This is a genomic window from Nesterenkonia populi (genome assembly GCF_007994735.1).
GTDB lineage: Bacteria > Actinomycetota > Actinomycetes > Actinomycetales > Micrococcaceae > Nesterenkonia > Nesterenkonia populi.
The window spans coordinates 883297-895546 of sequence record NZ_VOIL01000001.1; the positions used below are offsets into that span (position 1 = coordinate 883297).

A 12250-nucleotide genomic window follows, 5' to 3' on the forward strand; every position below is an offset into this window, starting at 1 on the left:
CTCCGAACTCCCTGAAGAACACCGACGCTGAGAGGCAGAGCCCGCGTGCAGAATCATGATGTCGTGGAGATGAGCATCGCCGAGATGCTCCGCTGCCTGGAGTCCGGGGAGCTCACCAGCGTGGACCTGGTCTGCGCCTATCTCAACCGCATCGCCTGGTTCGACCGCACCGGGCTCTGCCTCAACGCTGTCCCCGTCCTCAGCCCGGGGGCCCTCGCCGAGGCGGAGGCCTCCGACGCCCGGCGCCGGGCGGGGACGGCCGGCCCGCTGGAAGGCGTGCCCTTCACGGTGAAGGACAGCTACATGGCCGTCGGCCTCACCGTCGCCTCCGGAAGCCGTGCGCTGAAGGGCCTCATCGCCCAGGACGACGCCGCCACCGTCGCCCTGCTGAGGGAGGCCGGGGCGGTGCTCATCGGCAAGACCAACATGCCTCCGATGGCCGCCGGGGGAGTCCAGCCCGGGGCCTACGACTATCCCCGCAGCCCCTACAACCCCCAGTACCTCACCGCCGCCTACGGCTCCGGCTCATCCAGCGGCTCCGCAGCAGCGGTGGCCACCAGCCTCTGCGCCTTCGGGATGGCCGAGGAGACGGTCTCCTCCGGACGGTCGCCGGCCTCTAACAGCAGCATCGTCGCCTACACCCCCTCCCGGGGCGTGATCTCCATTCGAGGCAACTGGCCGCTGAGACCCACCTGCGACGTCGTCGTCCCCCACACCCGCACCGTCGAGGACCTGCTGCACCTGGTGGATGTGCTCGCCGTGGAGGACCAGGAGACCGCCGGAGACTTCTGGCGGCAGCAGAGCGCCGTCGAGCTGCCCTCCCCGGGGCAGGTCTTCCCCGAGCCGGTGCTGCGGCAGAGGCCCGAGCGCCTCGACGGGCTGCGCCTCGGGGTGCCGAAGATGTACATCGGCGAGGACGAGGGTCTGCTCGTGCCCCCGGCCGTCCGTCCTACGGTCAAAGCGCTCTGGGAGCAGGCCGCCGCCGACCTGCGCAGCCTGGGCGCCGAAGTCATCGAGACAGACTTCCCCGTGGTCTCCAACTACGAGGAGGACCGTCCCGGATCCGAGGGCCTGCCCGCCCGTGGCCTGGTGCCGGCCAGCTGGCGGGACATCGAGGGCGGCACCATCACCGCCATGGCACTGGACCAGTTCCTGAAGCAGAACGGGGACCCCTCCCTGAGCACCTGGGCAGACGTCGACGGAGACAGCGTCTTCCCTGAAGAGGATGCGCCCGTCCACGTGTGGGTCACCCGCGCCCGCGGCGGCTTCGACTGGCCCCGGCTCGCCGAGCTCGTCAAGGCCGGCCTGCCGGAGAGCTATGACGAGGTCCCCGGCATCAGCCACCTGCTGCGCGGACTCGAGGAGGCCCGCAAGCAGGACTTCGAGGACTGGATGCGCCGCGAAGGGCTCGACGGCGTGGTGTTCCCCGCCGCTGGCGATGTCGGCCGCGATGATCTCTTCACCCGTCCTGAGAGCATGGACCACGCCTCCCAGAACGGGGTGGTCTACTCCAACGGCAACCGGGTCATCCGTCACCTCGGCATCCCCACCGTCACCGTGCCCATGGGGTTCATGGCAGACATCCAGATGCCCGTGGGGCTGACCTTCGCCGGGCCGGCCTACAGCGACGACTCCCTGCTCACTCAGGCGCTCGCCTACGAGAAGGCGACCCGCCGCCGGCAGAAGGCCTTCCTCACCCCCAGCCTCCCCAGCAATCAGGTGACCGCCGCGACCCAGGCGCACGGCGTCTCGGTGGGCTACAAGGTGAGCATCGCACCGCAGGGCGCCTTCTGGGAGGTCACGGTGAGGCTCAGCGGTGCCGGGACCGCGGAGGAGCCGGCTCAGGCATGGGCCGACGGGCACATTCTGCCGCCGGTGCCGGATGAGCCGGGGGTCTTCCGGGGGAGGGTCTCCCGGGCACGGAAGCGGATCAGACCGGAGGTCGCCGTGGTGGTGAAGACCGCCGCGGGGGCCGCCTCGAGCGCTGAGGCGCTTCCGGTCTAGCGGCTCGGGATCTGGTCCGTTGAGCCGGGCACCGGCTGGGCGGGGTCCGTGCCGAGCTTCACGATCCGGTTCTCCCCGTCCACATGCACCACGTTCGGAGTGTGCTCGGCGAGCTCTGCGTCGTCGACCATCACATACGAGATCAGGATGACGAGGTCGCCGGGGCGGACCAGGTGTGCGGCGGCCCCGTTGATGCCGATCACCCCGGAGCCGCGCTCGCCGGCAATCGTGTAGGTGTCCAGACGGGCGCCGTTGGTGATGTCCACGATCTGGACCCGCTCACCGTCCACGATGTCGGCGGCCTCAAGCAGGTCAGCATCAACGGTCACTGACCCCACGTAGTGCAGGTCGGCCTGGGTGACGGTGGCCCGGTGGATCTTTCCGCTCATCACAGTTCTCAGCATGGCGCAGCGAGTCTACTGCGATTCCGCGATGTGGGGAACAGTCCTCCGGCAGCGAGACCCTGACGATCTGAGGAACAAGGTCAGTGCTGGAGGCGGCGCCGCTCCGGCATCAGCGCATCAGCTGGTCAGCTCCGAGCATGCGGCGCCGGACCATGGTGCTCAGCTGCTCGGCGGCCAGCACCACCACCAGGATGAGGATGACGATCATCAGGGCGGTGTCGTACTGACGCAGATTGAAGGCCGGCGTCAGCTCCATGCCGATGCCGCCGGCGCCCACCATCCCGAGGATCGTGGCCCCACGGATTGACTTCTCCAGGCAGTACAGGCTGGTCGCGGTGAAGGAGGCGAACGACGCCGGCAGCACCGCGCCGCTCACCACCGCGAGCACACCGGCTCCGGTGGAGCGGATAGCGTCCAGAGGTCCACGCTCCACCTCCTCGATACGTTCGGCGAAGAACCGGCCGGCAAAGCCGAGCACGTCCACGGTGATCGCCAGGATGCCCGCCAAGGGCCCCAGTCCCACGGCCATTACGAAGATGAGCGCCCACACCAGGTCCGGCACCGACCGGAACGCGGTGAGGATGAACCGCATGACCCATGCGACCGGCAGGAACGGGGTGGTGTTCTGTGCGGCGAGCAGGGCCGCCGGCAGGGAGAGCCCCACACCGATGACCGTGCCGATGAGCGCGATCTCCAGGGTCTCCAGCATGAGCGCGCCGAGGCTGTCCCAGCGACTGATGTTCGGCGGCACCGAGCTGGTCATGAAGTCCCAAATGTTCTCTGGGCCCTGCATGGCGCGGGACCAGCTGATGTCCATCCGGTAGAGCCCGTGGCCGGCCAGAGCCAGGAGCAGCACCACGATGGCCACGGAGGTCCACCGGGGAGCCTTCACCCGCGCCGGCGGCTCAGCGTGGCCTCCGGAGGAGGGGGTCGTTGAGGGCTTGGTGAGGGTGTCGGTCATCGGGCTGCCCCTTCCAGCACACGTTCAGGGGCGGCGGCGCGCGGAGGGAGGGCGGGCCCGTGGTCCTCGTCCTCGTGGGTGTAGAGGCCCTCGAGCTGCTCGTCGGCAATCCGGGACATGTAGGTGTCCATGTCCACGCGCCCCTCGCGCAGCGCGACGACGCGGTGGCCGTACTCGCGGGCGAGCTCCAGCTGGTGCAGGGTGCACAGCAGGGTGAGCCGCTCCTCCTCGGCGACCTGCCACAGCAGGTCCATGACCTGGCGCCCGGCCCGCGGGTCCAGGGCGGCCACGGGCTCATCGGCGAGGATCATCCGAGGCCGCTGCATGAGCGTCCGGGCGATGGCGACCCGCTGCTGCTGGCCGCCGGAGAGCTGCTCAGCACGGCGGCCAGCCACATGGCTCAGGCCCACGCGTTCCAGGGCTTCCATGGCCTCATCCCGCTGCTCGGAACGAGCGGTTGTCGAGAACCAGTTGCGGGAGGACCGCACCCGGCCCAGAGACCCGTGGATGACGTTGGTGAGCACGGACAGCTCACGGACCAGATTGATCTTCTGGAACACCACCCCGACCTCGGTGCGCAGCTGCTGGACCTCCTTCTTGGGGGCGGTGCTGACCTCGGTGCCCAGCACGTTCACGCTGCCCTCGGTGGGGGGGACCAACTTGGTCAGGCACTTCTGCAGGGTGGACTTCCCCGAGCCGTTGGCGCCCAGCAGCACCACGGTCTCCCCGGAGCCGATTCTCAGGTCGACCCCGTCGAGAGCCCGGGTGCCGTTGGGAAACTCCTTGACGAGCCCGGCGACGTCGATGACGGTCTCAGCCATCACTCGTCCTCGTCGGGGAGGTCGCCGTAGTTGTCGAACCCGGCTGCCTCGAAGGCGCGGCGAGTGTCGTCGTAGTCGGAGTCCTCGGCGTCGACGAACTCCGAACCGATGTACTTGTCGTTCTCACCGGTGGCGACGATGGCCTCCAGCATGACGTCCTGGTTCTCGTAGAGGGCATCCTCGATGTACTGGGCGCACTCCTCGCCCAGGCCCGCACGGGCGATGAACAGGTCATTGGGCAGGTCCGGGCCCTCTTCGAGGATCTCCACAGAGTCCTCACCCATGAGCTCCTGCAGGCTCTCAAAGTCGGAGATGCCGGTGCCGATCGCGTCGCCGTCGCCGCCGGCGAAGGCCTCCTGCTCGGTGCCGTCCAGCGGGAGAACCTCCACGTCGCCCGCCTCAGGGACCAGGCCGGCGGAGTCCAGCATCTCCAGAGGACCCAGATGCCCAGAAGTGGAGCCGACCTCCTTGGTCAGGACAGTGCCGCCCTCCAGGTCCTCAACCGACTGCAGGGAATCGTCATCGGAGCGCTTGAAGATCGCTGCTCTATAGTCCTCACGGGTCACCCCCACCAGCGGAACGGCCTCAGCCTCCGCCTGCAGCACCACGTACTCGGCAGGGCCGGTGAGGAGGATGTCGAGGTCGTCGCTCTCCAGCGCCATGGAGGCGGCGGTGCGGGAAGTCATCGGCTGGAAGTCAACCTCCAGGCCAGTGGCCTCCTCCAGGGCGAGACGGAAGTCCTCGAACTCCAGAACCAGGGTCTCCAGGCCGTCCACGCCGGTGTCGGAGAACGTGAGCGGCTCGTGCTCGGCGCAGGACTCCGCGCCCTCGACCTCCGTGACGCCCGCGACGGCGTCGCCGCCGGCGGCCGCGGCCTCATCGTTGTCTCCGCAGGCAGCGAGGGCGAGAGCCCCGACTGCGGTGAGGGACAGGGCCTTGGTCCAGGACATGGGGGTGCTGAGGGTCATCGTCTTCTCCGTCATCAGGTGCGCGTTCGTGATTCCACGGCGGAGTCGCCGTCCGCACATCAGCGTGGCGGCAGCAGGTGACGGAAGGGCTGACCTGGGGTGAACTCAGGGTGAACAATCAGCGTCGGCCGGAACAGAGGCGAGTTCCGGGCGAAGGAGGAAGTCCCATTCAGGACATGGGACATGGCGGTGCGGTCCGTTCAGAGCTGCGCGCTCAGAGAGGTCTTTCCTGCGCTTCCTCACCACCTATGCGCAGAGCCGGACGGTCCACGACAGCGATGTAGGCCCGGTGGCCCAGCTCCACGGCTCCGCAGCCCAGCACGCTGGTGACGAAAGCGACCGCCAGCAGCTCCGCCTCCGGCATCGCGAAGAGGTGATACCGCTGGCTGATCGGCACCAGCAGCACCGCCGCCAGCAGCGCATACAGGCTTACGACGACGGCGGCCCTGGCCAGGTTCAGGGGTCGCAGCACCGCGTTGAGCACCCACAGCCCCACCAGCGCCAGGGTGATGAAGCTGGCGGTCTGGATCTGAGCGGGGGCCGCCTCGAAGAGCCGGCCGAAGAACGAGACGGTCACCACCGCCGCCACAATCGCGGCTGAGGGCGGCAGCGCGAACAGGGCGGATCGTCGGAGGAACCCGGGGCGGTACCGCTGCGGGTTCGGCATCATCGCAAGGAAGAACGCCGGAGCCCCCACAATGATGAAGTCCACCGTGGAGAACTGGCGCGGCAGGAACGGGAACGGCCAGAACATGATGGCGAAAAGCAGTCCCAGTGCGACGCCGAACGCCGTCTTCGTCAGGAACAGGTGCGCCAGCCGCTCCGCGTTGGCGATCACCTTCCGCCCTTCGGCGAGGACCCCCGGCAGCCGGGCGAACTTGCCGTCCAGGAGCACCAGACGTGACACCGCCTTGGTGGCCGGCGCCCCCGAGCCCATAGCGATCCCCAGGTCCGCGCGCTTCACCGCCAGGGCGTCGTTGATCCCGTCCCCGGTCATCGCCACCACGTGCCCGTTGGCCTGCAGCGCCTCCACCATCGATGCCTTCTGCTCAGGGCTGACTCGGCCGAACACGGTGTGCTGGGCCAGCGCCGCCCGAAGCGTCTCCGGGTCGGTGCCCAGCTGCCCGGCGTCCACCCCGTCGCCCTGGACCCCCAGCCCAACTTCCCGCGCCACCGCGGCCACCGTGTGCGGGTTGTCCCCGGAGATGATCCGCAGCCCCACCTCCTGCTCCCGGAAGTAGTCCAGGGTGGTGGCGGCATCCCGCCGGACGCTCTCCCTGAAGGTCAGCAGCGCCACCGGCCGCAGGGGGCCCGGCAGCTGCTCGCCGCGGCGCAGCGGGAGAGTGTCCTCGGAGTCCAGCGGGGCGGTCACCGGGGCGTGGGTCAGCACCACCGTCCGCAGTCCCTGGGCGGAGATCGCGTCGGCCTGCTGCAGCAGGGAGGCGATGTCGACCCCCTCAGCCACCGCCGCCTCGTTGAGGATCTCCGGCGCTCCCAGAATCCAGTGCCCGGCCAGCGGTCCGGCGGACTCCTCGAAGGTGACTGCGGAGAACCGCCGCATCGAGGAGAACTGAACCTGCCAGGCCGGCTGGTGCCGCGGCAGGTCGTGGAAGGGAACGTTCAGCGCCGCCGCGGTGGGGTTGGCCTGCTCGTCAGCCCCGAAGTGCGCCAGCACCTGCTGCCAGGGCTGCTCGGGCCGGACCGCCAGATCCTCCGGGCGCTCCCAGGCGCCGGTCCGTCCGCCGGCGTCCACCTGCGCGGCCCCGTGGAAGACGATGGTGCCGTCGGTGAGAGTGCCGGTCTTGTCCAGACAGACGACATCGACCCTTGCGAGGATCTCCACCGCCGGCTGCTCCTGGATGAGCACCTGGTTCTGCGCGAGCTTCACCGCCGCCAGGGCGAAGCTGATGGTGGTCATCAGCGCCAGCCCCGCCGGGATCATCGCAGTCACCGAGGAGACCGCGGTGACCAGCCCGTCCTGCCACTCCCCGGACTCCCAGGCCTCTGACCAGCCGCCGTGGGCCTGCATCTGGCCGTTGAACACCACCACGGTGATCGGGATCAGCGCCATGGACAGCCAGAACGCGATCCGCTCCAGGGCCCGTCGGATCTCCGAGTTGATCTTCAGGTACTTCTTCGCCTCGGCGGTCAGCTGCACCGCATGGGCCTTGGCGCCCACCGCTGTCACCACGAACCGGCCCGTCCCGGCGAGCACCGCGGTCCCGGAGAGCATCGGGTCCCCCCTGTGCTTGGGCACCGGCCGGGCCTCTCCGGTGAGCATCGACTCGTCCAAGTCCATGTCCGAGGCGGAGACCACCACCCCGTCGGCGGGGACCTGGTCGCCCCGCCGCAGCTCGACGATGTCGTCGAGCACAATCTGCTCCCGGTGGATCAGCATCACCATCCCGTCCCGCAGCACCCGGATATGGTCCTGGTGCAGCAGGGCGATGGCGTCGAGCTTCCGCTTGGCCCCATACTCCTGGGCCAAGCCGATGATGACGTTGCCCACCGCCGCGATCGCGAACAGCAGGTCAAGCCACCGGCCCAGCAGCACGATGATGAGCGCGCAGGCGAAGATGATCCCGTTGAACAGGGTGAGCAGATGGGTCCGCAGGATCTCCCGGATGGAGCGTGAGGTGGTGTGCGGCTGCACGTTCGCCAGTCCCAGACGCTGGCGCTCGCCGACCTGCACGGAGTTCAGCCCATGGCGCTCCAGCAGCTGAGGGTCCGCCGCTGAGCGCTGCTCCTCAGGAGTGAGCTCCCGCTGGGGCGGGCTGGGTGAGGGTGCGCGGCCAGGCTGAGGAGGCGCCGAGTCCTGTTCCGTCACTCGTCGAGTCTATAGCCCGTTCTGCTCAGCCCCAGAAGGCATTCTGCTCCTCGTTCTCCTGGGCCTCGGAGCCGCTGACGGAGACGATCAGGTCTTCGCCGCTCGCGCCCACCGCGATGTCCAGCTCGAAGGGCACTGACTCCGTCTCGCTGATCTGGGTGCCGTCGTAGTAGTGGACGGCGTCGAAGCTGACCTCGGCGGACAGGTCGCCGTGATCGACGTCCCACCCCTCGGCGTCGAAGCTCAGCTCAAACTCCTCGGGGTCCGGGAATTCCCAGCTGATGCTGTCCGGGTCCACGCTGTGCGGGGTGGAGGTCCCGATGGGGCAGCCGGAGGGCATGAGGACCTGCTGCTCGCAGCCTTCGAAGAATTCGGCGAGCTCGTCCCGGAGCACCCCGGCGGCTTCCTCGCTGGCCTCCAGATCCAGGGTCACGCGCGAGGCCGGCTCGCCGGGATCCTCGGCGGTGACGGTGTGCTGCGCCTGGCCGATCAGCCACTGTGAGTCGACTTCCACGTCCGCAGCGGTGGGAGCGAACGCCGAGAGCCGGGCGGTCTCAGCCTCCAGATTGACCGGAGCCCCGTTGACGGTGACCTGACCGATGCCGCCCTGCGGGGCGCCGGGAACATCCACCTCGAACCATGTGAGCGCGTGGGGAGAGATGCTGTATTCGTCGAAGAACCCCCAGCTGGTGCCGATGTGCTCCACCTGAAGAGTGGTGCTGTAGTTCTCGCTGCCGACGACGAAGTCCAGCTGTGCCGCGGCATCCTCGTCCTCGGGGCCCAGCTCGAGGCGTGCGGCCTCGATGAGCTCGGCGCTGCGGGAGAGCGGGTCCCCGTTGAGGAGAACGTGGTCCAGGTCCCCCTCCGAGAGGAACTCGGGCCGCTGCTCGAAGTGCCCCAGGGCGACGCGGCCGCGGCCGGCCTGCAGCGCCTCCCAATAGTCCTCCACGGCGGTCTCGGGAGTATAGACCCGCTCGTTGACCTGCCAGACGGCGATGACCGCGCCGAAGACAGCGATCAGCAGCGCGGCCAGCCAGCCCCAGCCGGCGTAGCTGCGCTGGCCCTCGGCCCCGGCCTGCCCCTCATCCCCGGCGCCCTGCTGCCGGAGGAAGGTGTTGTCAGCACGGCCGTGGTGCTCTGACGGCGGGGGCGGAGGCGCGGAGGTCACCGCAATAGGGTAAAGCCTGCGGACCCCTTTCAGGCGAGCAGCAGGGCGATGATGACCATCGAGGGGATGCCGAGGACAGTGGTGACCAGCACTGTGTCCCGGGCGATGGTCTCCCCGGACTGGTAGCGCACGGCGGTGACCAGGACGTTCTGCGCGGTGGAGAGGGAGCCCATGATCACCGCCGCCAGCAGCATGTTCCCCTCCAGCCCGAAGAGGAAGTAGGCGATCAGGAACGCGATCACCGGGTGCAGAATCAGCTTCATGCTCGAGGCCAGGGTGACGTCACGCCGTCGCCCGCCGGCCTTCTCCAGAGGCTTCACCCCTACCAGGGAGAGGCCGAAGGCCAGCAGCATCAGCGGGATGGAGGCCCCGGCCAGCAGCTCGATCGCCTCCTGCATCGGCTCCGGGAAGGACCATTCCTGCCAGGAGAACACCAGGCCCAGCAGAGCGCCGATGATCACCGGATGCAGCACTGACCGGCCCATGGACCGCAGCGCCGCCAGCCGTGAGCCGGCACCGCTGCTCTTCGCGGAGGCCTTCTCCCTGCGGGCCAGCTGGTCCATGACCATCACGTAGAGGGGCGCGTAGAACGCCAGCTGGAACATCACGATCGGTGCGGCCAGCCGGACATCGCCCAGCACATACTCCGCGATCGGGAAGCCGAGGTTCGCCGCGTTGACCAGGGAGGCGCCCATCCCGGCGATCATCAGCTCCGATCCCTTCCGGCCCCGCAGCAGGGCCCTGCCCACCAGCATGAACACTGCCAGGGTGGAGAAGGCGCTGAGCGCGGCGACGGCGAACTGCGGCCCCAGCACCTCCCCGATGGGTGAGGAGGAGATCGTGGTGAACAGCAGGCAGGGGGAGGCCACAAAGAACGTCAGCCGGGAGAGGGTGAGCCGGGCCTCCGGGCCGAGCAGCCCGATCCGCCCTACGAAGAAGCCGACGGCGATGATGATCCATATGACGGTGAAGCCCTGGAGCACCGCTGCCATGCTGAACCCTCCGACGTCGTGAGCTGACTGTCCGACCACAGCCTACGCCTGCGCCTGCCTGGTAGTTTGTCTGCGTGCTGCTCTCAGACCGTGATATCCGCGCCGAGCTCGACGCCGGGCGCATCCAGCTGGACCCTCTGGACGCCTCTCTGATCCAGCCTTCCAGCGTGGACGTGCGGCTGGAGCGGATGTTCCGGCTCTTCGACAACCACAAGTACGCGCACATCGACCCTTCCGAGCCGCAGCCCGATCTGACCCGGCTGGTGGAGACGGACCCGGATGAGCCGTTCGTCCTGCACCCGGGCGAGTTCGTCCTCGGCGCCACCTATGAGGCTGTCACCCTGCCGGACGACATTGCCGCACGGCTGGAGGGAAAGTCCTCCTTGGGCCGTCTGGGGCTGCTCACCCACTCCACCGCGGGGTTCATCGACCCCGGCTTCTCCGGGCAGGTGACCCTCGAGCTGTCGAATATGGCGACCCTGCCGATCAAGCTGTGGCCCGGCTCGAAGATCGGCCAGCTCTGCTTCTTCCGGCTGACCTCACCGGCCGAGCACGGCTACGGGGCCGGGGCCCACCAGTCCAGGTATCAGGGGCAGCGCGGACCGACGGCGTCGCGCAGCCATGAGAACTTCCACCGCACCATCATCTCCTGATGGCGTGGTCGTGCATGCGGGCGGTGCCCTGCGGGTCTCGTACCAGGGTCAGCAGGATGATGAGCCCCGCGCTGAGCACGACGAAGATCCCCGGAATGGCCATCACCTGTCCGCCGACCACGGCGATCAGCAGCCCGATCAGCGCCGGGGTCAGGAAGGACATGCCCCGGCCGGCGGTGGCGTAGAGCCCGAAGAGCTCCCCGGCGCGGTCCGGCGGGGCGAGCCGGCCCAGGAACGAGCGGGAGGAGGCCTGCGCGGGCCCGACGAACAGGCACAGGAGCAGTCCGAAGAGCCAGAAGGCCTCCACCGGCGACATGGTCACCGGGCCGAACTGCCGCGGCTGCACCATGAACCACATGATGGCGGCGATGACCAGCAGGCTGACGATGCTGAAGGAGATGACTCGGCGCGGGCCCAGCCTGTCGTCGAACCAGCCGCCGGCGAACGCTCCGAGGGCGGCGACGACGTTGCCGGCTATCCCGAAGAGCAGCACTGAGCCGGCGATCTGGGTGAAGGGGATGTCGGCATCCTCGATCTGGTAGACGTGCACGCCCAGCACCGCGCCCCAGGTGAAGACTGCGGACAGCCCGTCCCGGTAGATCGCGGAGGAGAGCAGGAACCAGAGGGTGTTGCGGTCCTCGCGCCAGAGCCCGGCCAGCACCCGGAAGAGCCGCCGATAGGACTCCGCGACGGAGACTCTCTCCTCGACCTGGTCCTGGTCGGCGGTGGGGAGCTTGGTGAGCAGCAGCGGCAGCGCGAAGACCAGGTGCCACCCGGCGGCCAGCAGCGCGACGGCCCGGATGTTGACGGCGTCCTCTTCCCCGAGGCCGAACCAGTGCGGCGGCTCTCCGGCGATCAGCCCCACGTAGACGATCAGCAGCAGCACGATCCCGCCCATATAGCCTGCGCCCCAGCCGAGCCCGGAGACGCGGCCCATCCGCCTGTGGTCGCTGATGTCGGTGATCATCGCGTTGTAGTTCAGGTTGGCGAACTCGTCGAAGACCCCCATGAGCGCCATCAGGGTCACGCCCAGGAGCAGGTACCCCTCCTCGGGGCGGACGAAGAAGCAGGCCGCCACCATCGTGACGACCATGACGGTGTTCAGCGTCAGCCAGAGCCGGCGGCGGCCGGCCTTGTCTGTGCGCTGTCCGATCACCGGCGCGGTCAGGGCGACGACGGCGCCCGCGATCGCCGTGGCCACGGCGAGGTATTGGGCGCCGCGGTCTCCAGGACCGAACGCCTCGGACGTGATGTACGTGCCGAAGACGAAGGTGGTCATCACCGCGGACACCGTGGCGTTGCCCCACGACCACATGGACCAGTACGCCACCAGCTTCTTGCTGAGCGGCTGACCAGGGGGTTCTCCGCCGGAGGCAGAGGATGGGGCATCGGTGGGTGAGGTGCTCATCACGATCGGATAGTACAGGGGCGCTGATAGCATTGCGTGAACTC

10 protein-coding genes are annotated in these 12250 nt (G+C 68.8%); 2 read left to right on the plus strand and 8 right to left on the minus strand.

Going from position 1 to position 12250, the window contains the following annotated elements:
- Positions 1-45 precede the first annotated feature (45 nt).
- Positions 46-2004, plus strand: a complete 1959-nt coding sequence (locus tag FWJ47_RS04195; protein WP_147104535.1) for an amidase — start codon at positions 46-48, stop codon at positions 2002-2004.
- On the opposite strand, the gene panD is transcribed toward FWJ47_RS04195, so the two are convergent.
- From panD to FWJ47_RS04230, 7 genes are all read right to left on the minus strand, one after another.
- Positions 2001-2408 carry an aspartate 1-decarboxylase gene (gene panD / locus FWJ47_RS04200; protein WP_147104538.1) on the minus strand — a complete coding sequence of 136 codons (408 nt, stop codon included), beginning with the start codon at positions 2406-2408 and terminating at the stop codon, positions 2001-2003. The genes FWJ47_RS04195 and panD overlap by 4 nt on opposite strands.
- A 109-nt stretch (positions 2409-2517) precedes the next feature.
- Complete coding sequence (gene phnE, locus FWJ47_RS04205) at positions 2518-3369, minus strand: phosphonate ABC transporter, permease protein PhnE (RefSeq protein ID WP_147104541.1); 852 nt, start codon at positions 3367-3369, stop codon at positions 2518-2520.
- A complete protein-coding gene (gene phnC / locus FWJ47_RS04210) occupies positions 3366-4190 on the minus strand; it encodes a phosphonate ABC transporter ATP-binding protein (RefSeq protein WP_147104544.1) in 825 nt (274 codons plus the stop codon). Before phnC ends, phnE begins: the two co-directional genes overlap by 4 nt.
- A complete protein-coding gene (locus tag FWJ47_RS04215) occupies positions 4190-5173 on the minus strand; it encodes a PhnD/SsuA/transferrin family substrate-binding protein (RefSeq protein ID WP_147104547.1) in 984 nt (327 codons plus the stop codon). The genes phnC and FWJ47_RS04215 overlap by 1 nt, the downstream gene beginning before the upstream one ends.
- A 199-nt stretch (positions 5174-5372) precedes the next feature.
- Positions 5373-7985 (minus strand): HAD-IC family P-type ATPase, encoded by a 2613-nt coding sequence (locus FWJ47_RS04220; protein ID WP_147104550.1) that lies wholly within the window; start codon positions 7983-7985, stop codon positions 5373-5375.
- Between the two features lie 25 nt (positions 7986-8010).
- Positions 8011-9153 (minus strand): hypothetical protein, encoded by a 1143-nt coding sequence (locus FWJ47_RS04225; RefSeq protein ID WP_147104553.1) that lies wholly within the window; start codon positions 9151-9153, stop codon positions 8011-8013.
- Between the two features lie 29 nt (positions 9154-9182).
- The gene (locus FWJ47_RS04230; protein ID WP_342779646.1) at positions 9183-10184 is read right to left on the minus strand and encodes an AEC family transporter; all 1002 of its coding nucleotides are present in this window, start codon (positions 10182-10184) and stop codon (positions 9183-9185) included.
- Positions 10185-10219: 35 nt separating this feature from the next.
- Here FWJ47_RS04230 and dcd point away from each other — a divergent pair, with 35 nt between their 5' ends.
- The gene (dcd, locus tag FWJ47_RS04235; RefSeq protein ID WP_147104555.1) at positions 10220-10798 is read left to right on the plus strand and encodes a dCTP deaminase; all 579 of its coding nucleotides are present in this window, start codon (positions 10220-10222) and stop codon (positions 10796-10798) included.
- Here dcd and FWJ47_RS04240 read toward each other — a convergent pair.
- Positions 10788-12206, minus strand: coding sequence for an MFS transporter (locus FWJ47_RS04240; protein WP_147108916.1), 1419 nt, complete (start codon positions 12204-12206; stop codon positions 10788-10790). The two genes, dcd and FWJ47_RS04240, sit on opposite strands and share 11 nt — an antisense overlap.
- Between the last annotated feature and the right edge of the window lie 44 nt (positions 12207-12250).

Excerpts from the sequence above, each read along its gene's own strand:
- phnC (WP_147104544.1), bottom strand. The coding sequence starts at position 4,190 with ATGGCTGAGACCGTCATCGACGTCGCCGGGCTCGTCAAGGAGTTTCCC.
- panD (WP_147104538.1), bottom strand. The coding sequence starts at position 2,408 with ATGCTGAGAACTGTGATGAGCGGAAAGATCCACCGGGCCACCGTCACC.
- phnE (WP_147104541.1), bottom strand. The coding sequence starts at position 3,369 with ATGACCGACACCCTCACCAAGCCCTCAACGACCCCCTCCTCCGGAGGC.
- FWJ47_RS04215 (WP_147104547.1), bottom strand. The coding sequence starts at position 5,173 with ATGACGGAGAAGACGATGACCCTCAGCACCCCCATGTCCTGGACCAAG.
- FWJ47_RS04240 (WP_147108916.1), bottom strand. The coding sequence starts at position 12,206 with ATGAGCACCTCACCCACCGATGCCCCATCCTCTGCCTCCGGCGGAGAA.